The following is a 22045-nucleotide window of genomic DNA, read 5'->3' on the forward strand; positions in this document are numbered from 1 at the left end:
TGGGAACCTCGCGCACGGCGACGTGCGCGACGCTCTCTTGGTTCGTCCGTGAGCGGTCAGCGGCGGCGCAGGTCCCGTAGGCGGGGGCCGAGCAGCGGTCCGGTATGGCCGGCGGCGGCGGTGGCTCCGCGGACCCCGCTTCCGGTTTGTTTGGCTTGGTACATGGCGATGTCGGCCTGGTGCAGCAGGGTACGCGGGCCGACACCGAGGACGGCGCTGATGTGCCCGACGCTGGCGCGCACGACCAGCGCGTGGTCGCCGAGATCGATGGGGTGGCGGCCCACCGCCCGCCACGCGGCGCGGGCGACGGCGGCGACGTCGTCGGAGCCGCCGTCGACCAGTAGGGCGAACTCGTCGCCGGACAACCGTGCGGCGAGGCGCACCGGTCCTCGCAGGGCGGTCAGCCGTCGGCCGACCTCGGTGAGGACGTCGTTGCCGGCCTCGTGGCCGAAGGTGTCGTTGACGGCTTTGAAGCCGTCGAGGTCGAGCAGGACGAGCCCGAACGGGGCATCGGCGCGTGTGGCGCGGGTGAGGGCGGCGAGCAGGGCCCGCCGGTTGGGCAGGCCGGTGGTGTCGTCGTGGTCGGCGGCGTAGCGGGCGCGGGTCAGCGCCTGATGTTGGCGCCACAGCAGCGCTGCGGCGAGGGCGAGACCGGCGAGGACTCCACCTGCGGCGGTGACGATCGAGGTCAGGATGGGAGACACTTCGGAAGCTCCTTCTGTACTAAGGAGCACCGGGGGCGGGCGTGGTTCCGGGAAGTTCGACGCCCGCCTCCGGGCTACCGGCAGGGCGGGGTCGTTCAGGCGGTGGGGTCGGCGAGGGCGAACGTGGCGGGTTTCTCGGCGACCAGGACCACCCGCCCGGTTCCGACGAGCCTCACGGCGGCGTTGTGGACCGCGCCCGCGCTGGCCTTCTTCGCGCCGGTCCCCTCGTTGGCCCGGTCGACCAGCCTGCACAGCTCACTGACCTTGTACTGCCGGCCGGGGTTGGCCTCGAGGATGCCGAGGATCGCGCCGCGGAGGATTCCCGACGCCCGCCGGAGACGGGCCTGGACCTCATCGCCCGGCGCCTCTGTGGCCGGCGGTGCGGCGGGTACGTCCGCAGCGAGGCCACCGCTGGTGCTGTCGACGGCCGTGCCAGCTCCGGGAACCTCCGGTGTGGCCGGTTCGGCGTCCACACCGTCCGCTGCGGGCGTCGCTCCGGCGGCCGGGCCGGTGCCGCCAACGACCGGCACGTCGGGTTCAGCAGGCCGGCGGACGCTTGCCTCACCGTGATCAGCCTCGGTGTTCTCGGCCCCGCAGTCCTCACCGGGCGCCGCCTCGACGTCACCCGGAGCCGGCGATGCCGACTCCCGGCCGACCTCCGGCTGCCCGACAGCGGGAACCTCGGCGACCGGCGGCTGGTCGTCGTCCTGCCCGGCAGCCTCCCCGGCCTCCTGCCGGTCGCCGCCGCGCGGCCCGCGCTCCGCAGAGATGCCGGAGGTATCGGTGTCGCGGGTGGCGGGCCCCGGGGCGGGCTGGCCGTGCCGCCCCTGTCCGATGTGCGCGCGGCCGGTGTCGGTGATCCGCCACAGGGTAGGTCCGGTGTCGCTTCGCGTGGGCTCAGCCAGTCCCGCAGCGTGCAGGGTGCGCAGTTTCGGGGTGGTGGTCGAGTAGCCGAGGCCGGCTTCGGTGGCGATGGTGGCGGCGGCCGCTTCGCCGAGCCGGTGCAGCGCCGCGAGGACCTTCGTGACGCTGGGTGCCAGTGGCGCTGGCACGAGCGGAGCGGTGGTCGTACTCGTGGGGGTGCTGGTCATGGGCGCGTGGCCCCCTTTCTCCTGCCGTCGGCAGGGGTCGGTGAGTGAGGCGCGCGCACTGATGCACGCTCCGGATCGGCTATCGATCAAGTCGTCTGCCCGAGATGTGGGACTCCGCCGCAGGTACGCCGCCCGGTGATCGCACGCCCGGCGGCACGGCGGCCGGGGTCAGTGGGCGGCGTGATAGGCGTCGCGCACCGCGGCGGGGATGACGCCCCCGGTTCGTGGCCGGGGCAGGTTCAGCTCCTGCCAGTTGACCGTCCACCACCAGGTGCGGATCTCCTGGCTCGGGACGCGGCCGGTCGCGGTGCTGCGCTGCCGCCGCGCTGCCCGGGGCTGTTTCGGCAGGCGCCGCCCGGCCATGAGGAACGGGCCGAACGCTGCGGCCATCCGGTCGAAGTTGCCGGCGGATAGGTCGATCTCGTAGGTGATGCCGTTGAAGGCGAACTGGTGGGTGGCGACGTCGTCGGTGGAGCCGTCAAGGTCGTCGACGAGGATCGTGGTGGTCTTGGTGGCCAATGGGGCCACCTCCTTTCCTCTCGGGGTGGGTTACTAGGCGGGCGGGTGGGCGCCGAGGCCGAGCTGGTGGCCGATGACGGGCCCGCGGCGCACGGCGGCGACGGCGGCGGGCAGGTGTCGGCGTTGCCAGCCGTGCAGGGCGGCGGTGAGGTCAGCTCGGTACTTGCGGTGCTGGGTGAGGGCGGCGGCGAGGCCGGCGGCCTGCTCGATGCCGTTGTTGGCGCCGCGCGCGGTGTGCGGGCGCACGGGGGCGAGGGCGTCGCCGAGCAGAACGGCGTGACCGGCGCCGACGGGCCAGACCATGCGCTGCGGTGGGGTGATGTCGAGGACCGGTACCGCCATCCGGGTGGTGGTGGCGTGCACGACGGCGGCGTGGTCGGCCGGGAGGAGCAGGTCGGCGTGGGTGTCGACGTGGGCGCGGGCGGCGGGGCTGACGTGCCGGGGCAGGGCGAAGACCCGGCGGGTGGGGTCGGCGCCGAACCGCTGCGCGTACTCGGCGCGGGTGCAGTTGAGGTAGAAGGTCCAGTCGCAGCCGCCGGGTACCGGGGCGAGGTTGAACTGCACGCCCGGGCAGGGCTGCAACCGCAGGAAGTCCCGCAGCCCGGGCTGCGGGGTGATGCCGGCGATGCCGCGATGGGCGACGTAGCCGGCGTAGCGCAGGGCCCGCTCGGGATCCAGCAGCCGGCGGCCGGTGGAGGACCGGCCGTCGGCGAACACGACCAGGTCGGCGGCCGCGGTGTGGCCGTCGCGGAACCGCAGCACCGGCCGACCGTCCTGCTCGGCCAGGGCCGTGACCTTCATACCGGTATGCAGGACACCGGCGGGCAGGCGGCGGATCAGCGCCTGGTGCAGCAGCGTCCAGGTGGTGTTCCGCCCCGGGTAGGTACGCCGGATCGTCTCGGCCGGCCGGCGGTCGCGGACGGTCATCTCGACGATGGCCTCGGAGTCGTGGGCCACGAACTCGCTCTGGCCGATGTCGAGGCGGTCGAGCACGTCGAGGGCCGGGTGTTCCAGGCCGATGAGGCCGCCGCCCAGAGGCGCGGACGCCGGCGCCGCCTCGAAGACGGTGACGTCGTCGAATCCGACGCGCAGCAACAGCAGCGCGGTGACCGGGCCGGTGATGCTGCCACCGATGACGGCGATGGTGGGCTGCCGGCCGGAGGACGGCCTGGTGGCGGATGTCATGAGAGGGGTTCCCTTCTGGAGGGCGGGAAACCCGGGCACGACCGTGCCCGGGTGTGCGCGAGTGCGCGGGGTGGCCGGGCATCGGCCAGGTGGTGCCAGTGAGAAGGCGGGTCAGCGACGGTGGACTGCGGACCCAGGTCGGCCGCCTTGATGCGGCGGGCGGATGGAGGCTCGGACGGCGCGGCGCCGGACGGCGTCCGCTGGCCCGCGAGGTGCGACCGCGCCGGCAGGGCAGCGCCGGGAAGGTGTGGTCTCGGCCGGTTAGCGGCCGGGCGTTGTGAACGGAGGCGACACGGGAAGGATCCGCCGGGCCCGCTGCAGTACCTCGTCGGCGACCGTGATCAGCGGTGTCGCGTCCGGGGGCGTGGCTGGGGTCGTCCGGTGCCAGCCACTACCGGGGCTGCTCGCGATGATCGTCCAGGTGAACAGCGGGGTGAGGACTTCGGCGACCGCCGTGCTCTGCGTGGCGTAGCTATCGCGGCAGACCCGAACCCGCAGGACGTACCCGTCGATGTGGTGCACCCGAGTCAGCTCGTAGATGCCGTGGCCGCGCTGATGGAACACCTCGTCAACGATCACCGCGACCGGCCCTCCGGGTCCGTGGCGCGGGTCGTCGCCTCGGACGCGACACGGATCCAGGGCCACTGGTAGGCGCCGATGGCGTAGCAGCGGTTGGCATCCGGGACGATGCGGTCGTGCTCGACCCAGCGGCTGCCCAGGCCGTCGTCGTCCTCCCACTCGACGGTGACCTCGTCGCCGTCGAACCGCAGCCGGGGATGCTCGCCGGACATGTCACCGGGGTGGAGGGCGTCGAGGTGGGCGGCCATGCGCTGCACCGCGAACCGAGGGAAGCGGCACAGCACCCCGGCGCGGGAGAGGGTGGTGTAGCCGGTGGCGACCATGGCGCGGTAGGCGCCGCCGCCGACCACGTCGCAGGTCACCGTCGCCGGGGCCCAGGTGGCAAGCGGCGGGCTGATGTCCCCGCGGCTGCGGGACATGCGGTAGCGGCCGCCTGCGGTCTCGCTCGCCGGGTCCGGGTGCAGCCCGAGCCAGTGCATCCCGTGGCGGCGGGCGCAGCGGAGCAGGTCGAGCAGGTCCCGCCGGCCGTCAAGGTGTTCGGTGTGCAGGGGCAGGAATCCGTGTCCGTCGTCGGCGGGGACCGGGTTGCCGGTGACGCCGGTGGCGGTGTGGGTCCAGGTTTCGGCGCGGACGCGGTGGCCGGCGCCGTCGGCGTCGTACCAGCGGGGGACGCCGTTGGAGGACAACCAGTCACCGTCGATGTCGTGGGACCAGATGAGCGCGGCCTGGTCCCGGACGCCGGCCCGGTACTGCTGCCGGGTCCTACGGTGCGCGCCGGTGGAGGCGGCGTGTTCGGCGAGCGGCAGGACGTCGTCGACGCGGAACCACAGTCGCCCGGACATGGCGGGGAAACCTCCTGATGGTGGAAGAGGGAAAGGTCGGCCGCTTCGCCGGCCGGGCTGGCGGGTTGCCCCGGCCTGGGGCGCCGGGCGGTGCCCCACGGACCCGCAACCGGGTCCGCCGCTGCTCTGGGACCCGCGGTACGGCGCGTGACGCGCAGATGCGGATCGGATGTAGTCCCAGGCGTGTTTTGGCCGGCGGTGAACGTGGGTGGCGGTAGTGGCCGCACTGGTGGCGGCCCGGTGTGCGTCGCAGGGCCTGGGCAAGCTGAGAGAGGCGGCTGCAGAGCGTGCGTCTGCTGCCGCGCGCCGGCCCTCGGCCCGGGTGGAATGGGATGGAGCCGGTCAGGGCCGCCCCCCAATCCCTAGGGAAAGAGGAGATGAGTGGTGGCGCCCGACCGGCCCGGCGGTGCTACAGAGCCACGGCGAGCAGCCGCTGGTCGGGCTCGATAGTGTCGAGGTACCGCATCGCCTGCTCGAGGTAGGTCACCCGGTGGGTCAGGGCGTCGCTCGCCGGTGCCAGCTGGTGCCCGTCCGCCGTGAGCAGGGCGTCGCCGCACACGGCGGTCGTGGCGCTGTAGTGCTGGTAGGCCACCGGGCCTGCCTGGAACATCTCCAGCTCACCTGGGCTGAGGCGGGCGGCGCCGTAGCTGGCCGCGTTGTGCATCCGCATCGCGTTGACGCGGGGTTGCTGGTGGAAGTCCGCCTCGGCCCGCTCGCGCGGGTAACGGGCGGGATCCGCCAGGTGACGGGCCAGCAGGGTCGGCCACGGGGTGGCCGGCCGGGTACCGTGCACGACCTGCTGCCACAGTTGATGGCGGATGCCGGCGCCGACGCCGGCGGCGTGGCGCATGGCGGCGAGGTCGAGCAGCTTGACCGGTCCGCCGGCGCAGGACACCGGACGTCCCTTGCGAGGTGCGACCAGGTCGCGCCGCTGCCACAGCCACATGTCCGGGATGGCCCAGAACCGTGGCTGCAGGGTGCCCGACACGCCGAAGTGCCGGTCGAGCTGGGTGGCGGTCAGGGCCTGCGACGGCAGCCCGTCGGGCAGGCAGACGATCATGGTGTGGATCGTCGCGGTCGGCGTGACCACCGGCCTGGCGGGCACCGTGGTGCTGGCGACGGTCGCCCCAGGGGCGGGCTTGCGGCCCAGGCGGGGCGTCACCGTCGGCACGCGGGTGCCGTAGCGGCTCAGCGGAGTCGCGGCACCGTTGGTTGCGGCCATAAAGGCGTTCCTCCTCCGGTTGGGGCGCGCGGTTGGGCGCGCGGAAGCGGCCGGCCCACCGGGCACATGGGGCCGCTCACGAGACGAACAGGGGACAGGTGCAGCGAGGTGGTGCCGGCGGTGCGGTGGGACCTGGGGGTTGCCGCGCGGCGCGGGCGCCGACCGGCCGCAAAGGGGCGGGTGGGCGGAACGCACCGTGGGGGCGCGGCGGTGGTTCCCGAGGTGGGACCGGACCGGGTGGAGCGATATGTGGGTGAAGGTGGTGCCGATGAAGGTAGCGGCCGCGTCTGTCAGTGCCGGCCGCTGTCATGATCGTCAGCGGCGGGTTTGACCTGCACTGTCAGACGCATCGTCGGTTCTGCCCCAACTGGCAGCCGGAGACTGTGAGATCTGGCCGGTCTCACAACCGCCTCGACCCGCGGACAGGAAGCACCCCCTCGGGGCGAGGGCAGGTCTCACCGATCCGGGTCGACGCCGCCGGGGTCGGTGTCGGGGAAGCGGTGCGGGTTGGTGGCCGGGTTGTCCGGGCCATGGTCGGACGGCAGTTCGTGCAGCCAGCGGCGCAGGCCGGGATCGGTGGTGAGGGTCCAGGCGGATCCGGCGGGGTGTTCGCTGTGGATCCCGGTGGCGACGGGCATGGCGGTCGGCACCCCGGCGAGGGCCTCGAGGAGGTGCTGCTCGCGGCGGCGGCCGGGGACGCGCAGCAGCACCGGATACCGCGGCCCGTAGCCGGCGAGCTGCTCGTAGCCGCGCAGCTTGCGCAGCACCGTGCGGAGAGGTTCGGTGCCGTTGTCGTGTTCGAGGAAAAACCCAACCTCCCGACCGCCGGCCACCCACACGCCGTGCCCGTCAGGCTGGATACCCGAGCGGGCGAACACCGCGGCGGCGTGCTGCTCGGACCACCAGCGGGCCAACGTCGCGTTGTCGTCGCCGCGGGAGAAGGCGGCCAGGTCGATGAATAGCTGATTGGTGCCCAGGAGGTGGCGCAGCTTACGGCTGCCGATGATGCGTTCGGTGCGCTCGACGCTGGAACGGGGGGCACGAACGTGGGCCCGGTTGGGGTCGTTGAACGCGCTCGGATAGACCACAACGCCGAGCGGGCCGAGGGTGTAAAGGTACTGGCCGCTGCCGGTGGTGACGTCGACGAACCGGCTGACCGCCTCCATCTGCTGCAGCCGTGCCAGGCGAAGCCGGGCGGAGCGACGTGAGGGGAACAGGGCCGCCGCGATCTGGTCGGTGGACAGCACATAGTGCTCGGCGAGCCAGCGCAGCAGGTGATGGTCACGGGCGGTGAGGCGACGCAGCCGGTCGAGACGAGCCCGGCGAGACAACGCGCGGGCAGGCGACGATGAGGTCGCAGACGAGCGGGAAGGGGAGGTGTCGGCGGGCATCGTGGACGCTCCAAGCGGGAGAGGGAGTCCCTCTGAGGGAGGGTGTCGGGGTTCGGCGGGACGCTCACCACGGCGGGTGACCGCCGACGAGCGGCACTGACAGACGGGCACGGCCCGACCTGTCAGCGCCGCCTGGTGATCGGTGGTGAAGGACTGGTGAAGCCCCTACGGAAAGGGCTGACCTGGCTCGGCGACCGACGTCGACCGATCTGTCGATCTCACTCCAGGCCGGTGTTCACGCGTCGACTGCAGGGCCGGCCTTGCTCCGGGACCGGCGGGTGTCGTCGGGCCGGGCCGAGAACCGGTCGACGAGCTCGTCGATCGCGCTGGTGTCCTGCGCCGGCACCGCCTGCGCGGCGGCCTGACGGATCGCCGTCGCCTCGCCCACGACCGGCTTCGGCGGCCGGGTCTTGAAGGTGAACGCCGGCGCCTGCCGCCCGCCGACGACGAGGCGGGCGACGGCGGTGTAGGCGTCCAGGTGGGTCAGGTCGTGCTCGTCGAGCTCGGGCAAAGTGTGCCGGGCGAGGACGCGGGCGTCCTCCGGGGCAACGGAGAAGTACAGCTTGTTACGGGCGTTCGCGGACGCCGCGGCCAGGAGGTCGCGCGGGAACTGGGCCAGGTCCTGGTGCGCCAAGACCATCGACAGCCGGTACTTCCGCGCCTCCGCCAACATCGAGTCCAGACTGTTGGCGAGGGTCAGAAAGTTCTGACACTCGTCGATGATCAACGTGGCGTCCCGGCGTCTGTCCGCGGGCACACTGGCGCGGGCGGTCGCGGCCTGCCACACCTGCGCCAGCACGAGGGAGCCGAGGAGCTTGCTGGTGTCCTCACCCAGCTGGCCCTTCGGGATGCGCACCAGCAGAGCCCCACCGTCGAGGACCTTTCCCATGTCGAAGCTGGAGCGGGGGTAGCGCATGGTGCGCTTGACGAAGTCGCGCAGCAGGAACGCCCGCAGCCGCGCGAGGACGGGGCCGATGACCTGGGAGCGTAGGGCCGGGTTGAGCTGGTCGTACCACTGCCAGAACCCGGACAGGCCGGCCGGGTCGTCCAGGCCGACGGTCATCGCGCTTCTGAACTGGGCGGAGTTGAGCAGCGGTGGGATGTGCTGGAGGGTGACGTTGGCGTGCCGCAGCAGGGTCAGGCAGGCCACCCGCATGACGTCGTCCATCCGCGGCCCCCACGCCTTGGCGAAGATGTTCCCGAAGATCGACACGAGGTTGTCGACGACCAGGTCGGGGTCGGTCCCGGACAGCGGGTTGAGGGTGGGCGGGTTGGGCTGGTCGGGGTCGAACAGCACCACCCGGCCGGCGACGCTGGCGGGGAGCCGGTCGAGGATGTCGAGGACCATGTCTCCGTGCGGGTCGATGACCACGGTGCCCCGGCCGGTTTTGATGTCGTCGACGGCCATGTTGACCAGCAGCGTGGTCTTCCCGGAGCCCGTCGAGCCGACCACATGCAGGTGATACCTCGCATCGGCGACGGACAGGGCCACCGCGTGGCCGCCGACCTCGGCGTCACCGAGAACCTTCGCGCCGCGACCGCCGGTCGGGACCGCCACCGGGGCGGGCATGGACTTCGCCCGCGCCCGATCCAGCCCCGGCACGGCCAGATCCCGCGGCAGGGCGGCCAGGACGGCCAGCTCGGGGGTGCAGGCCAGGAACCCTGCCCCGAGCCGCCGAGCGGCCAGCACGGCCACCGGCCGCCCCATGCGCGCCCGGTGCGTGAGCCGGTTGCGGCCGGCGTACACGGCGAACGACGAGGCGACCGCGTCCGCGATGCCCTGCAACCTGGCCTGCGGCCGGGAGCCACCGCGGCGGTTGTTCTTCGCGACGGCGTAGCGGATACCGATCGTCCACAGCGGGTGAGCGGTCTTGTCGAGGATCGCCCGCACATCCCGCTCCACTCCCGGGTCCCTCCGGGTCGCCGCACCCGCCGACCCGGCCCGGCTGCGCGCGGAGGATCCCGCCTGGAAGGCCTCGATGAGCCACAGCAGCGGCGCGGCGGGATTCACGACCGGCACGGCGGTCTTACCGTCACGCAGCCGGCCCGCCGCGCGGCGTGCCCGCGCGGCCCGGCGCAGGGTGGCGGGACGGGCGAGGACCTGCACGCAGGCGTACTCGTCCGGCTTGAGCTGCGACCCCGCGGACATCAGCGCCCGCAGCGGGTCGTTGGCGTGATCCGTTCGCAACGGCAGCCACTCGGCGGCCGCCGGCAGTAGCTGCCCGCCGACGGCGGCCGGCACGTCCAGTGGGATCGGCGGCGGTGCCTGGTCGTCGGTGGTGCAGGCGGCGCCGGGCCACGCGGCCCGCACCGCAGCCTCCACCGCCCGGGCCGGCACGCTCCCGGGCACCCAGATCGAGATGAGTAGCCGGCGGCCGGTCCAGGTGTACTGCCACACCACGTGCGGGCTGCCGTACAGCAGCCGCCGTCGGCGCGACGGGGTGAGCGTGCCGTGCAGGTTCGCCCACAGCGCGGCGGCGCTGTGCGGGTCGACCTCCGGTGGTGGGGCGACCGTGACGAGGCGGGCCCGGTCGGCGTGGCGGCGGTGCCGCCACCCGTCGAGCAGGGTGCGCCCGGCGACGTAGACGACGAGCAGGGCGGCGGCGACACCGAGCAGCCACGGCCGGTCCACCGCCCAATCGGCGGCGTGCAGAACCCAGCGCGTGGGCGCGCTCGGCGGGGCAATGACTCCGGCGCCCGGCCCGGAAGGACTGGGCGCCGGCGCTGGCGATGCGACAAGGGACGGTGTCACAGGTCCTCCTCCGTGTCGTCGGGGTCGAGGTCGGCGAGGTCGGACGGTGTGGTGGTCGCGAGAAGGTGTTCGGCTTGCGAGGAGATCGACTCGAACGCGGTCCGGTTCGTGCCGGATATCAGCAGGCCGTGCCCGACCCGGGCCGACAGCAGCATCCGCCGCTCGCCCGCGGTCAGGCCGAACGCGTCGGCGACCTGGTCGATGGCCTGCGGGGCCTGCTTGAGCAGCACCTGCGTGGCCGCGTTCGACACGACGGCGTGGCCGAGGTCGGTGCCGAGCACGTCGGCGACGTCCTGGGTGATAACCGACAGGCCGGCGTTGCGCTTGCGGCCGGCCTTGCTCATCTTGAACAGGAACCGGGCGCCTTCCCCGTCGCGCATCAGCAGCCACGCCTCATCCACCACCACCAGCCGCCGGCCTTGCGGGCGGGATCCTTCGCGGGGCCGCCGCCGATATTGGGGTGGGAGGTCGACCTGCCGCCAGATCTCGTCCAGCGCGAGCAGGGTGCCGACGGTGCGCAGTTCGTCCGGCAGGTGCCGCAGGCTCCAGACCACGAGGTGCCCGTCCGGGCGGGTCGTGGTCGGTGAGTCGAACAGGTCGGAAAACGACCCGGCCACCCACGGCGCCAGCCGGGCGGCTAACTCGTGGGCGGCCGGGTTGTCGTCGGCCCGCAGTGTCGCGGCCAGATCCTTCAGCAGGGGAGCGGGCCGGTGGTGGGTGGCCGGATCGGCGGTGATGCCCGCCTGCCGATACACCTGCAGGATCGCCCGGTCCAGGGCGGCGCGCTCGGCGGGCGGCGGCACCTGCCCCAACAGCACCGCGATGAGGGTGTGGAGGAACAGGCCGCGGCGGGTGAGCACGTCCGGGCGGCCGTCGCCGGCCGGCAGATCCAGGGGGTTGATCTTCACGCCGGGTGCGCCGAGCCGCACGATGGTGCCGCCGACCGCGCCGGCGAGGCGGAGGTATTCGTCCTCGGGGTCGACGACGGCGACCTGCACCCCCTGGTAGAGCTGGCGGAGGATGTCGAGTTTGACGAAGTAGGACTTGCCGGCGCCGGAGCGGGCCAGGATCACGCCGTTGTGGTTCTCGCAGCTCCAGCGGTCCCACCAGACGATGCCCTGGGAGTCCGGGTTGACCCCGTACAACACCCCGCCGGTGGTGGCCGGGTCGCCGGGCAGCGGCGCGGGCAGGTCCGCCGACGCGAGCGGGAACGCGGCGGCCAGGGCTTGGGTGTCCATGGTGCGGCGCATCTGCAGGCTGTCGGTCGCAAGCGGAAGGGTGGTGGTCCAGCCGGGCAGGTGCCGCCACGTCGCGGGCTGCACCTCGATCAGGGTGGACGCGGCGGCGGCCTTCACCTGGGCGCACGCGTCGAGGAGTTCGGCTTCGGTGCGGGCGTGCACGGTCAGGTACAGGCCGACGCGGAACAGCTTCGCCGCCCCGCGGGCGAGGCGTTCGGCGAGGTCGGCGGCGTCGTCGGCGGCGGCCTCCACGTACGGGTCGGCCAACTTCCCTTTCTCGGCATCGGCCCGCCGGGACGACTCGAACCGGGCGCGCTGGTTGCGCAGCCGGGACGCCGCCACCGGCGCGGGGATCGGGTCGATGTGCAACGCGAGGTCGAGGCGGCCCGGCCAGGACAGCAGCGGCTCCAGCCACGCCGGCCCGACCTCGGCCGGATACCCGGTCACCACCAGCGTGGCGGCGTAGCCGTCCCCGACTCGCAGGAACCGGGGTGTCACCTCCACCGAAGCAGGTGCCACCGCCGCCGCCAGTCCTGCAGACGGCGGGCTGGCGCTGGGGTTGTCGTCGTGCGGGGCGCGTCGGCGCCTGACGAAGATCACGATGTCCTCCTGGTGCGTGGCCTCCTGACCGGAGGTCCGGTGATGGTGGTGTGGGGGGCGGCGAGGCCGCCGGGGCGGGGCGGCCGGTACGGGTCGGCCGCAGCGGCCAGGGCAGCGGTCGCGGCGTGGCCGTCCAACGCGCGGGTGGTCACGCCCAGCCCGGACAGCGCCCGGACCGTCTGGTCGGCGCGGCGCCGGGCAGCGTGCTCGCCCCGTTCGCCGCGGGTAGTGCGGGTGACGATGAGGACCTGCCGGCGCAACGGATCCCGCCGCTGCGCCAGGTCGTCGAGGAACCGGGCGTGGTCGGCCGCCGCGTCTGCGAGAGCCGGGTGCGGCATGGCGTCCGCCGCCCGGGCGAGGGTGTGGGCGGCGGAGTGCAGGTCGACCGGCTGCGCCGACACCACGATCTGCGTCGGCGTGGACAGGCTGTTGAGCCAGCGGCCGAACGTGTCGACCAGGGCGGCCTGCTCGTCGGCGGTACGCAGCGCCAGGTTGACGCTGGTCGCCGCGACCATCGCCGCCTTCACCGCGCCGAGGCTGATCTCCCCGCGGTCGTCGATGGCGTCGGCAGGCAGCTTCAGCGGGGCCGGCAGTGGCACCGTCGACGTCGGGGCCTGTACCCAGTCGGGTGTTGTCGCGGTGGTGTCGGTGGTGGACAACGCGCGCGGCGCCCGCCAGTGCCGTACCGCGCAGGCCAGCCACACGTCCATGGGCAGTCCGTCGCGGCGGCCGACAGCGAGGCCGAACACCAGGCCGCCGAGCACGACGCCCGCGCCGAGCAGCACCGGCGCGGGCACGACGGTGTGCAGGGCCTTCCCGCCGCCGTAGAAGACGACAGCGGCCACCGCCACGATCGCGAGTTGCCGGAATGTCAGCCCGTAGAGCACCCTGTCCGGTGCGTCCACGTCGGCGGGCATCCGAGCGGCCACGGGCTGCTCGCCACGGCGGTCGCGGCTCATCGCCGCACCGCCCCAACGCCGGGGATACGCAGCCCGCGGGTGAGCTGCTGCACCACGACGACCCGCACGACCGCGCCGAGCGGATTGCCGCCACGCCCGCCTGCACCGCTGGTGGCGTAGCGGCGCATCAGAGCAGGCACCTTGACCGTGGTCCACAGCAGGACCATCACGACGAACAGGTTGAGCGTCCCGCCCGGTTCGACCGGCAGGCCCAGCAGCGGCAGCATGGCGCTGGTGTCCAGCAGCATCCACTGGCCGGCGAACAGCACGAACGCCTGCACCACCGGGATCGCCAGCATGGCGACGTACGACCGCCACCACAGGCGGGCCACACCCTCGGTTTGCGGCAGGGCGTGGCACGCGAGGGCGATCGGCGCGACCGCGGTGAGCACCAGCGCGACCGCGAAGCGGACGATCACACTGCAAGCCGTGGCGGCGAGCAGGACAACGATGATCGCCAGGCAGACGACGAACAGCAGACCGGCGCTCTGGTCCCGCGCGGCCATCAGGTGGGTCTTGACGGCGTCGAGGGCCCCGTCACCGTTGAAGTCCTGCGCGGTCAGGGCGGTGGTGAACGCGTTCGCGACCTCGATCAGCGTGCCGGCGATCAGCTGCGAGAAGTGGGCGGTGACGAACCCGACCACGCACCGCGGCAGGAGATCCTTGACGGTGTAGCGGGCGCGTTCGTCACCGCCGGCGACCATGGTGAGAACACCAGCGGTGACGAACGCCAGGACGAAGACGGTGTCGACGACCCAGACCGACCGTCCGGTCAGCGCCTGCACCTGCGGCAGGCTGGTGACGTCCGGGGTGATCAGCAGCGCGCGGGTGATCGCGGTGATGAGCCCGTTCAGGCAGTCCAGCAGCAGACCGGCAAACCAGTCCAGGATCTGGTTGAGCGCCCAGGCCATCGTCAGCCTCCGACGATTCCCTGAACGACCCTCAGCAGGACGGGCGCGAGCACGGCCAGGCCGTAGCCGATCAGAGCGTTCTTCAACGCGCCCTTGGCCTTGTCGACCTGGACAGGGTCGCCGCCGGCGGTGGCCCAGTACACCCCAGCCAGGACCAGGAACAGGGTGGCGACGGCGGCCAGGATGCCCATCACCCAGGCCTGCAGGTTGGCGATGACGGTGGGCAGGTCGTTAACGGCCAGGATGACCGGCTCACCGGCGTCGCCGTAGGCGACGGCGGGCACGGCCAGCACCCCGAGGGCAGCCGCGGCGGGCGCGGCGACCCGGGCGACGCGGCGAAGCGTGGACAGCGCGATGGTCAGAGCACGAGAACGTGCCCACAACGTGGGGAACATGGGTGGCTGCACCTCCCGCACCGGCTCACGGCCGGCGCGAATCGTCGAAACGGCGGTCGGGGAGCCGCCGCCGGGCGCGGGAGACACATGCCGGACAGGGGAGCGCGGTGAACCTCGGGAGGAGCTCGTCCTCCCGTTCGGGTCAGCGGTCATCGATGAGGTGTCAGCGCATCAACGTGGCGCGGCACCCGAGGCACCCGGTCCCGTGTCAGCCCTATGTCCCGGCCCGACGGCGGGCGAAACCAAACCTCCGCATGACGCCGTGGTGGCGCCGGAGGAGTTCCGCACCCTCAAACCGGCGTTTGTGAGCCCTGGCGAACACCTGCCTGTCCCACAGCGCTCCGACACGACCTCACAAATCTCTGGCGACCCTGGCCGGAACGCCTTTCCGGACGAGCATGCCGCCGGTGACGGAACCGCCTGTCGGCGTCGGTGCCGGGACCGCACAGCAGCCTCCTCGACATCCCCTGGACGCCGCTGTGAGAGTCCCGACAGCCCGCCCCGCAGCGGTTCACGGCGGTTCGCCGCCGTACCCGGGGGTGGGAACCGGCGGCCGCTGCGGCACGGCAGGCTCGCCGCACACGGTCGCGGACCCGACCAGACGGCCGGGCTCGCGTCGAGGCGCTCAGCGGGGACGGCACCTCAGGCGGCTGCCAGCCTCACCCGCGCCGCCGGTCGCGGACCAGCACCGCGGGCGGCCCGAATGCGCTGCCGTCGCTCGGCCGCCGCGGCGAGGCCCTCCTGCACCCGCGATGAGAGCACCTCGGTAAGGAACCCGGCGGCGAGCGCTTCGGCGATGCGCACGTCGATGCGCTCGACGCGCCGCCGCAGCGTGTCGACCTCTACACCGAGCCGCGCGGCGATGGGTTCGATGGCCCGCCGGCCCAGCCGCAGGTCGATGTAGGGCTGCTCATCGCACTCATCGACGATGCCCAACTCGACGGCGCGACGTACCAGGAGGTCCGGATGCCCGTAGGGCCGCTTCGGAGTACGCGGGCCGGTGACGTGGTCGACGTCGTCCACCGGCACGGCCTCGGCGCCAGCACGCTGCCGCAGTTCATGCCCGGCTCGCCACGCGGCCATGCACAACGACGCGTACGGCGCCGGGCGGGCCAGGTCAACCCGGTCGCGCAGCGCGGTCAGGAAACCGGTGAGGATCTCGGCATCCAGGTCGTGGGCGTCGCCGGCCCAGCCGGTATGCAGCCGGCCGGCATAGCGGCGCAGCGCCGGCATCGCCAGGGCGACCGCGGCGATGACCCAGGCCGGCCCGTCGAGGCGGGCGCGGAGAATCAGCTCCCGCCACACCACATCCCGCACCCTGTAGGCGCGGGGATGCTCCAGCAGCCACTGCCGCAACGCCGGCAGCGCGATGACACCGCCGGGCAGACCGCTGTCATCACCGAGCTGCCCGACAAGCGAATCGAGGTCCAGGGACAACGGGTCGGGATCGCAGGTCAGGTCGGCGAAGGCGGTGTCCACGGCGTCCAGAGGCGAGTCGGGCCAGCCGGTGGCGGAGGAGGTCATGTCAGGAACTCCCATGTCAGAGACGAATGTCGGGGACGGGCCGAAGCCGCGCAGTCGGCACGCCTGACCGCCATTGCGCCACCCCGGCCTCACGGACCCCTGACAACGCAGGCTGGCCGACATGGAAACCGGGTCGACGCCATCAGTCGCCTCTCGCGACACCACCGCTCACTGACGATGGGCGTCGACGTGCACCATTCTGATACGCCACGCTGACCTGCACGCTGACACGACCAGAGACGGACGGACACGCTCCGCAGCCGCGGCCGGATGAGAGGACGCGCCACCGCGGCGCTGGCCCGACGACACATCCCAGCCCGTCTCACAGCGCCTGACAGCGAACAGTGACAGACCGCGATCGGCTGGACGCCCCGCCGCCTGTCGGCGCCCACGGGGCGTGGCGTGCGCCGGCGTGCCGGCTGACAGCGTCCTTCCGCCGGGCCATGACGGTCTGACGAGCCGCCATCCAATGACAGATCCGGAGCCGGTGCCCCCCGGCGGCGCCGCTGCCGTCTGGGGAAGTCGGACAGCGGTCTGACAATGCCGGCCAGCACCCCGTGTCATTGGCGTACGCCGCTGGTGTGGCCGAGGTGGCCGTGACACTGGGCGGCGGACAGAACTGGGACGATCGACGGCTCTGGCAGCCTCCCGATACTGATCCGACCCCATGGAGCCGGCACCCGCGTGATTATCCCCGCGGCGAGGGCAGCTAGGCGGACGGGAACCGGCTGTCAGACATCTGCGAGATCACCGTGAGAGCGGCAGGTGTTCGCCACAGCTGACAAACACCGGTTTGAGGGTGTCAGCGCACCACGGCGCGGCGCGGAGCCGACACCACATGAGCGAGCACACGCCGCAGCACCACAACCCGCATCCCGACCCCACCGCCGACACCGGCCCTCGGGCCGAAGTCGACCCGACACCGACCGACCTGGTCGCCGGCGACCCGCCGGTACCGCTCACCGTCTGGCGCACCGCCCACACCCCGGGCGAAGCCGGACGCAGCATCGGCACCCGACTGGCCGGCCGCCTCATCGCCGCCTACAGCCGCCCCGGCGAAGCGGTCGTCGACCTCACCACCGATCACGCCCTCACCCAGGCCTGCGCGGCCGGGGCACGCCGTCACCACCCCGCGTGGTTCACCGACACGTCCAGCCTGATCATCGGCCCGGCCACCGTAGCCCCGTCCGTCGGCACTACCGGCGACGCGGAACTGGGGGAACAGGACGACCTACCCGAGATGGGCGCCTGGTTCGGTGACGATCTCACCGACCCGCAACTGCACCCACCGACCGACACGGCGGCCGACCCGCCACCCGACAACTCCCTGCGGCAGGCGACCAGTCTCGTGGTCGCCTGCTGGCCCCTGCACGAGCACGCCGCCGCCAACCGGGCCCGGCTGGCGTGGCTGCTGACCGCCTGCGCCGCACTGCTGCAACCGGGCGGCTGCCTGATCCTCCTCGTCACCGTCCCGGCCGGCACCACCGCCGGCCCGCAAGACTTCTCTGGCGTGGTCCAGGCCGCCGCCGGCGTCGGACTGGGCTACCTGCAGCACCTCGTCGCCGTCACCGCCGACACCGACGGCGACGCCTTCGTCTACCACGTCACCGACGAGGAACTGCTCACCCTCACCACCACCAACCAGCGGTGGCAGATGGCGCACCTGCGAGTCCACGCGGACCTGATGGTCTTCAGCCAGGCCCAGCACCGCGCCCCGCGTCGACGGGGCGGGCGCGAGGGCGGTGGTCGCCGTGGCTAAGCACCGCGCAGAAGCCGTCGGCGACCCCGACGAGCAGAGCACACCGACTGCTTCCTCCATCATCGACCCGGTCGAAGGCCATCAGGCTGCTGCCGGCCCGGAGGGCCTGTCGGTGTGGGCGACCGCTCAGGCCACCGGCCCGGTCCAGCGCCGAGGTCGGTACGTCCGCGAGTCCGTGCAGCACCCGGCGCGGATGCTCCCCGCGATCGCCGCGCACGCCGTCGCCGCCTACACCCGACCGGGGGACCTGGTGCTCGACCCGATGTGTGGGATCGGCACCACCCTGGTCGAGGCCATCCACGCCGGCCGCGACGCGATCGGCGTGGAGTACGAGTCACGCTGGTCCGACATCGCCGACGCCAACATCAAACACGCCCACACCCAGGGCGCGACCGGCCGTGCCGGCGTCATCCGCGGCGACGCCACCAGCATCCTGTCGCTCGTACCCGCGGCCCTGACCGGGCAGGTCGCCCTCGTCGTGACCTCACCGCCGTATGGGCCGACCGTGCACGGCCTGGTGCGGCCCGGCGCCGGCGGCGTGGCGAAGTTCGACAACGCCTACAACGACGGCACCGACCGCGGGAACCTCGCCTATCGCGACCTCACCGGCCTCGCCGACGGATTCGCGCAGATCCTCGCCGGCTGCCACACCCTCCTACGCCCCGGTGGGGTCGTCGTTGTGACCGCTCGGCCTTGGCGCAAGCAGGGCGAACTGGTCGACCTCCCGTCGGCCGTCATCGGCGCCGCCATCCGCGCTGGCCTCACCCCCGTCGACCGATGCGTGGCGCTGCTCGCCGCCGTCCGCGATGGCGGGCTCGTGGCCCGCCCGTCGTTCTTCCAACTCCAGGCCGTCCGTAAGGCACGGGCCGCCGGCACCCCCATGCACCTGATCGCGCACGAGGACGTCCTCGTGTTCATCAAGAGCTCCGGAAATTCCCGCGAACCCAAGTGTTCTCACGGGGAACCCAAGGCGGGGTAGCCGGCTGCCTCATTCCCGTGCTGCCGTCCCGTGGGACGCTGGGCGGGTCGGTCCGCCGCCCGTGGTAGAGACGTCACGGTGGGTGGGCTGACTCGTTTCCGTGCGTCGCCCTGAGGGCTGACGAGGTCTTGCCATGTCGTCTTCGCCGTGTCGACCTGCCGGCGTGACGTGGTTGAAGCTTGGTCCCTATCCCCCGGTTGAGGCACGTCCGCCGGGTTTAGCCGCGGCGCCGCGGTCCCCACCAGGGCAGGATCGGAGGAAGATCACGCAGCGGGTTCTCGGGAAGCTTGGGCATCGGCGATTCGTCATCGTCGCCGTCCCACCGTCGACCGTACTGATCGGGCAGGTCCCCCCAGCCCCAGTACGGCGTCGGCTCCGTCGGGACGAAGCCGAGCTGTTCCAGCGGATCGATCCGCTGTTCATCGACCGTGCACAGGTGCGCCCAGTCGTCACCCATGTCGAAGACGTAAGCGAGCTGTTCACCTGGGGTGAGCCGGCTCAGCTTGGTCTTGTCGCTGTCGACAGCACCGTCCGGGGCCTCTTCCCAAACCTGGAACGAGCAGACCGGTGTCTCGTCGGTAAGGGTAAACAGGCGCAGGTGTGCCAGGTCCCATCGGCCGAAAGCGTCATCGATCGCCGCGCCGAACTGCTCAAACGTATGCGTCCGCGCCGCGGCGAAGATCCGCCCTGGGCGAGGCCAGAAGTCCTCGCCACGGCCGGACACCAACTCAACCCGGATCGACAACCACGTCCGCGCCACCGCACCGCCTCCGTCACCAGCTGCGCAAAGAACGCTACCGGCAGCACCTCCCTCCGAGGCCGCCGGGGCCACAAGCCCAAGCTTGGCATTGGAGCGACAAGACATCTCCAAGGCCGGCAAACGCGCCGCCATCAGCGGTGTCTATAGCAATCTGTGGACAAGCGCCACCCACGCTGTTCACGAACTTCGACCGCCCCTCGTGTTCGTGGAAAACGTCGCCGCCTCCGCGCACGCGGACTCGACGTCGTTCACGCCGACCTAGCCACGCTCGGGTACGAAACGAGCCGGCCATGCCTGCGCATCCGACGCCCGCACCGACGGGACCAGCTGATCCTGCTCGCCACCGGCGGCCGGGGAGCAGATACTCGCGCCGCCCACCCTCTGCGCCAGCGAGGGTAAAGAACCCGAGCACCACCACGGCTGCTCGACATCACCGAACCCCCACAGCACTCGCCACCTCCCACCAACCCGATTCGCCAGCGACAGCAGAACCAGTGGCCACGAGTCGGCCCCGACCTCCGCTCAACCCTGTCCCGGGTCCTGCTGCCTAGACCCCACGCCTCCTGATGCCAGAGGCCCCGGCCACCGGTCGTCGTAGTGTAAAGCTGCTCTACGACGTAGCGGTCTACTCCGACACAGTGCGTTGACCACCCGGCCCCGCGTCGCGCAACTGGTGGTTCACACCTCGCATGAAGGCTACTGAGTTGTGGAAGACGGAGGATGAAAAGGGCCCCTGCCTCCCTGTAGCTGGCCGCGCGCGGTGAGCCCTCGCAGTTCGACGTGGCGGAGATGCGTGATGGACCACCGACCCGCTCCCGGATCGGATCACTGTGCACCGGATACGGCGGCCTCGACATGGCCGTCGAGCTGGTGTCGGCGGCCAGCTCACCTGGTACGCCGAAACCGATCGGCACGCCACCACCGTCTGCGCCCACCACCGGCCCGGGGTGGCCAACCTCGGCGACATCCGCGCCATCGACAGGAGCCAGGTCCCGCCCGTCGACGTCCTCACCGCCGGGTTGCCCTGCACTCAATGACACGCTGGGGGCCGTCTTCGGGCGGCCCGGTGGCGAGCGGCGGCGTGCGGCGCCGCCCATGCGCGGGTGCTGCTCGGACTGGACATCCTTGGCCACGCCCGCGGCACGTTCCTGCGCGCGGCCGCAGGGCGCCCCCGCGTCCGCGTGCGACGATCCGCTGCGCGAGTGGCTCGGCGGCGTGCTGCGCAGGCACAGCCGCACGTTCAGCGCGGAGGTGATGGTCGGGCACTGGACCATGGATCCGGTGATGTCCTCGTTGAGCCTGGGCACCGCATCGCCCCGCACCGGCATGCGGTACGTGCAGTACAAGGGGCCCTCGGCGTTCCAGCGTGGCTGGCCGAACTCGATCCGGAGGTGCCCCCGTATGCGTCACGATGGCAATTTCACGCCGGCAGATATGGGGCGCGGACAGCGTACCTGTCGCCCGGTTGCTGGACGGCATCGCCGACCTGGGCGTCGAGGTGGTGGCGACGGCTGGTTTCTAGCGGGTCAGCGTGCGTACCGCGACGCGTAGGGCGAGGAGATGCGCGATGAGGTGCCGGCCCACGTTGCCGGTCGCACCGGTGATCAGAATCTTCATCGTCTACTCCCAGACCCGAACGGATAGCCCATGGTGGAACACGCCGAGCGGGTCGTAACTCCGCTTAGCCGGCTGCAGCCGTGGATAGTTGCCGCGGTAGTAGAACGCATGCCACGGAACTCCTGACCGGTTCCACGCGGGCTCGGCGATGTCGACGTCCGGGTAGTTGATGTAGGTGCCGCTGTGGCCTCACCCGGTACCGGTACGCTCCGTGGGGGTAGACGTCGGTGGCCTGGTGAACCGCCCCGAATCTTGTAGAAACTTGATGTTCGGCGCGGGCCGCTGGTCGCCTCCAGCGGCCGGAGAGTTGCGTTCACTTGAGCATCGTCGCCGACGATTGGCCGTCGATCGTCGACTTGGTGAATAGCGAGATGGCCCGGGTGCCGCTGACGAAGGCGATAGGCGTAAGATTTCCCCGGCTCAAGTAAACCCACGAGTTCGCCAGGAGTGACCACCATGGCGCGGAAAATGATCACCGTTTTGACCGACGACCTCGACGGCACGGCGGCGGACCGGACCGTCGAGTTCAGCCTGGACGGCGTCGCTTACACCATCGACCTGTCCGACCAGAACGCCGGTGCACTGCGTAAGGCTCTCGACATGTACATCGTCGCGGGCCGGCGGATGGGGCGCGGCGCCATCGACGCGGGGTCGGCACGGCGCGCAAAGCGTCCCGCGATCTTCAGCAGCAGTCGTGCTCACACTCGCGCGATCCGCGAATGGGCCGCCGAAAATGGCTACCAGGTCTCCGAACGTGGCCGCATCCCGACCTCCGTGGCAGAGGCCTACAACAACCGCTGACCGGACTGGCACCTCAGCGCGCTTCCGGCAGGCCTCGTTCTCGTCATTTCGGACTCCTTGGCAGCGAGCGAGCACTCGGCAGACGATGCTCATCCCGGGCCTGCACCTCGCCTGCTCATTCGCAGCGCTCCTCCGCGCCGCGTCTGTACGGCTGACAGAGGTCCGGCCGACGCTGGTGCACGCGCAGGTGCCGCCCGCGAGCGCTGCCGATGTCCGA

Annotated in this window: 21 protein-coding genes and 1 pseudogene; 5 read left to right on the forward strand and 17 right to left on the reverse strand. The window is 72.0% G+C overall.

Annotated elements, in window-relative coordinates:
• Nucleotides 1-56: 56 nt before the first annotated feature.
• From ACN27C_RS19565 to ACN27C_RS19630, 14 genes are all read right to left on the reverse strand, one after another.
• Nucleotides 57-704, reverse strand: coding sequence for a diguanylate cyclase domain-containing protein (locus tag ACN27C_RS19565; protein WP_422747266.1), 648 nt, complete (start codon nt 702-704; stop codon nt 57-59).
• Between the two features lie 95 nt (nt 705-799).
• Nucleotides 800-1795, reverse strand: coding sequence for a MarR family transcriptional regulator (locus tag ACN27C_RS19570; protein WP_422747268.1), 996 nt, complete (start codon nt 1793-1795; stop codon nt 800-802).
• A 168-nt stretch (nt 1796-1963) separates the two neighbouring features.
• Complete coding sequence (locus ACN27C_RS19575) at nt 1964-2314, reverse strand: histone-like nucleoid-structuring protein Lsr2 (protein WP_120573702.1); 351 nt, start codon at nt 2312-2314, stop codon at nt 1964-1966.
• A 33-nt stretch (nt 2315-2347) separates the two neighbouring features.
• A complete protein-coding gene (locus ACN27C_RS19580) occupies nt 2348-3499 on the reverse strand; it encodes an FAD-dependent monooxygenase (RefSeq protein ID WP_422747271.1) in 1152 nt (383 codons plus the stop codon).
• A 261-nt stretch (nt 3500-3760) separates the two neighbouring features.
• Nucleotides 3761-4063, reverse strand: coding sequence for a hypothetical protein (locus ACN27C_RS19585; RefSeq protein WP_422747273.1), 303 nt, complete (start codon nt 4061-4063; stop codon nt 3761-3763).
• Between the two features lie 11 nt (nt 4064-4074).
• A complete protein-coding gene (locus tag ACN27C_RS19590) occupies nt 4075-4920 on the reverse strand; it encodes a hypothetical protein (RefSeq protein WP_422747275.1) in 846 nt (281 codons plus the stop codon).
• A gap of 409 nt (nt 4921-5329) precedes the next feature.
• Nucleotides 5330-6142, reverse strand: coding sequence for a hypothetical protein (locus tag ACN27C_RS19595; RefSeq protein ID WP_422747277.1), 813 nt, complete (start codon nt 6140-6142; stop codon nt 5330-5332).
• Nucleotides 6143-6597: 455 nt separating this feature from the next.
• Nucleotides 6598-7533: a replication-relaxation family protein gene (locus tag ACN27C_RS19600; RefSeq protein ID WP_421498353.1), complete on the reverse strand. Its 936-nt coding sequence runs from the start codon at nt 7531-7533 to the stop codon at nt 6598-6600.
• 235 nt (nt 7534-7768) lie between these two features.
• Nucleotides 7769-10219, reverse strand: coding sequence for a type IV secretory system conjugative DNA transfer family protein (locus ACN27C_RS19605; RefSeq protein WP_422751654.1), 2451 nt, complete (start codon nt 10217-10219; stop codon nt 7769-7771).
• 62 nt (nt 10220-10281) lie between these two features.
• Nucleotides 10282-12123, reverse strand: coding sequence for a VirB4 family type IV secretion system protein (locus ACN27C_RS19610; protein WP_422747279.1), 1842 nt, complete (start codon nt 12121-12123; stop codon nt 10282-10284).
• Complete coding sequence (locus ACN27C_RS19615) at nt 12120-13082, reverse strand: PrgI family protein (RefSeq protein WP_422747281.1); 963 nt, start codon at nt 13080-13082, stop codon at nt 12120-12122. Before ACN27C_RS19615 ends, ACN27C_RS19610 begins: the two co-directional genes overlap by 4 nt.
• Complete coding sequence (locus tag ACN27C_RS19620; RefSeq protein ID WP_422747283.1) at nt 13079-13993, reverse strand: conjugal transfer protein TrbL family protein; 915 nt, start codon at nt 13991-13993, stop codon at nt 13079-13081. The genes ACN27C_RS19615 and ACN27C_RS19620 overlap by 4 nt, the downstream gene beginning before the upstream one ends.
• Before the next feature lie 2 nt (nt 13994-13995).
• Entirely contained in the window at nt 13996-14388 is a 393-nt protein-coding gene (locus ACN27C_RS19625; protein ID WP_422747285.1) for a pilin, read from the reverse strand.
• A 642-nt stretch (nt 14389-15030) separates the two neighbouring features.
• Nucleotides 15031-15912 (reverse strand): hypothetical protein, encoded by an 882-nt coding sequence (locus tag ACN27C_RS19630; RefSeq protein WP_422747287.1) that lies wholly within the window; start codon nt 15910-15912, stop codon nt 15031-15033.
• Between the two features lie 838 nt (nt 15913-16750).
• Between ACN27C_RS19630 and ACN27C_RS19635 the strand changes: the two genes are divergently transcribed.
• A complete protein-coding gene (locus ACN27C_RS19635; protein ID WP_358177142.1) occupies nt 16751-17671 on the forward strand; it encodes a hypothetical protein in 921 nt (306 codons plus the stop codon).
• Complete coding sequence (locus ACN27C_RS19640; RefSeq protein ID WP_422747289.1) at nt 17655-18650, forward strand: TRM11 family SAM-dependent methyltransferase; 996 nt, start codon at nt 17655-17657, stop codon at nt 18648-18650. Before ACN27C_RS19635 ends, ACN27C_RS19640 begins: the two co-directional genes overlap by 17 nt.
• A 217-nt stretch (nt 18651-18867) precedes the next feature.
• On the opposite strand, the gene ACN27C_RS19645 is transcribed toward ACN27C_RS19640, so the two are convergent.
• Complete coding sequence (locus ACN27C_RS19645; protein WP_422747291.1) at nt 18868-19410, reverse strand: IS1096 element passenger TnpR family protein; 543 nt, start codon at nt 19408-19410, stop codon at nt 18868-18870.
• A gap of 830 nt (nt 19411-20240) precedes the next feature.
• Here ACN27C_RS19645 and ACN27C_RS19650 point away from each other — a divergent pair.
• Nucleotides 20241-20447: a DNA cytosine methyltransferase gene (locus tag ACN27C_RS19650; RefSeq protein ID WP_422747293.1), complete on the forward strand. Its 207-nt coding sequence runs from the start codon at nt 20241-20243 to the stop codon at nt 20445-20447.
• Between the two features lie 58 nt (nt 20448-20505).
• Nucleotides 20506-20724 (forward strand): annotated as a pseudogene (locus tag ACN27C_RS19655) (hypothetical protein); the annotation flags it as partial.
• A gap of 204 nt (nt 20725-20928) precedes the next feature.
• Here ACN27C_RS19655 and ACN27C_RS19660 read toward each other — a convergent pair.
• Both ACN27C_RS19660 and ACN27C_RS19665 read right to left on the reverse strand, forming a co-directional pair.
• Entirely contained in the window at nt 20929-21027 is a 99-nt protein-coding gene (locus ACN27C_RS19660; protein ID WP_358177152.1) for an NAD-dependent epimerase/dehydratase family protein, read from the reverse strand.
• A 3-nt stretch (nt 21028-21030) separates the two neighbouring features.
• Nucleotides 21031-21198 carry a BBE domain-containing protein gene (locus ACN27C_RS19665; protein WP_422751655.1) on the reverse strand — a complete coding sequence of 56 codons (168 nt, stop codon included), beginning with the start codon at nt 21196-21198 and terminating at the stop codon, nt 21031-21033.
• A gap of 285 nt (nt 21199-21483) precedes the next feature.
• Between ACN27C_RS19665 and ACN27C_RS19670 the strand changes: the two genes are divergently transcribed.
• The gene (locus tag ACN27C_RS19670) at nt 21484-21828 is read left to right on the forward strand and encodes a histone-like nucleoid-structuring protein Lsr2 (protein WP_358177301.1); all 345 of its coding nucleotides are present in this window, start codon (nt 21484-21486) and stop codon (nt 21826-21828) included.
• Nucleotides 21829-22045: the final 217 nt, after the last annotated feature.

Origin of the sequence: Micromonospora sp. WMMD1219 (assembly GCF_049315215.1) — a bacterium.
In the GTDB taxonomy this organism is placed as follows: Bacteria; Actinomycetota; Actinomycetes; order Mycobacteriales; family Micromonosporaceae; genus Micromonospora; species Micromonospora tulbaghiae.

Bases quoted from the DNA above. Each gene is read 5' to 3' on its own strand.
- ACN27C_RS19580 (WP_422747271.1), bottom strand. From the start codon at position 3,499: ATGACATCCGCCACCAGGCCGTCCTCCGGCCGGCAGCCCACCATCGCC.
- ACN27C_RS19660 (WP_358177152.1), bottom strand. From the start codon at position 21,027: ATGAAGATTCTGATCACCGGTGCGACCGGCAACGTGGGCCGGCACCTC.
- ACN27C_RS19630 (WP_422747287.1), bottom strand. From the start codon at position 15,912: ATGACCTCCTCCGCCACCGGCTGGCCCGACTCGCCTCTGGACGCCGTG.
- ACN27C_RS19615 (WP_422747281.1), bottom strand. From the start codon at position 13,082: ATGAGCCGCGACCGCCGTGGCGAGCAGCCCGTGGCCGCTCGGATGCCC.
- ACN27C_RS19670 (WP_358177301.1), top strand. From the start codon at position 21,484: ATGGCGCGGAAAATGATCACCGTTTTGACCGACGACCTCGACGGCACG.
- ACN27C_RS19635 (WP_358177142.1), top strand. From the start codon at position 16,751: ATGAGCGAGCACACGCCGCAGCACCACAACCCGCATCCCGACCCCACC.
- ACN27C_RS19590 (WP_422747275.1), bottom strand. From the start codon at position 4,920: ATGTCCGGGCGACTGTGGTTCCGCGTCGACGACGTCCTGCCGCTCGCC.
- ACN27C_RS19600 (WP_421498353.1), bottom strand. From the start codon at position 7,533: ATGCCCGCCGACACCTCCCCTTCCCGCTCGTCTGCGACCTCATCGTCG.
- ACN27C_RS19620 (WP_422747283.1), bottom strand. From the start codon at position 13,993: ATGGCCTGGGCGCTCAACCAGATCCTGGACTGGTTTGCCGGTCTGCTG.
- ACN27C_RS19595 (WP_422747277.1), bottom strand. From the start codon at position 6,142: ATGGCCGCAACCAACGGTGCCGCGACTCCGCTGAGCCGCTACGGCACC.
- ACN27C_RS19625 (WP_422747285.1), bottom strand. From the start codon at position 14,388: ATGTTCCCCACGTTGTGGGCACGTTCTCGTGCTCTGACCATCGCGCTG.
- ACN27C_RS19570 (WP_422747268.1), bottom strand. From the start codon at position 1,795: ATGACCAGCACCCCCACGAGTACGACCACCGCTCCGCTCGTGCCAGCG.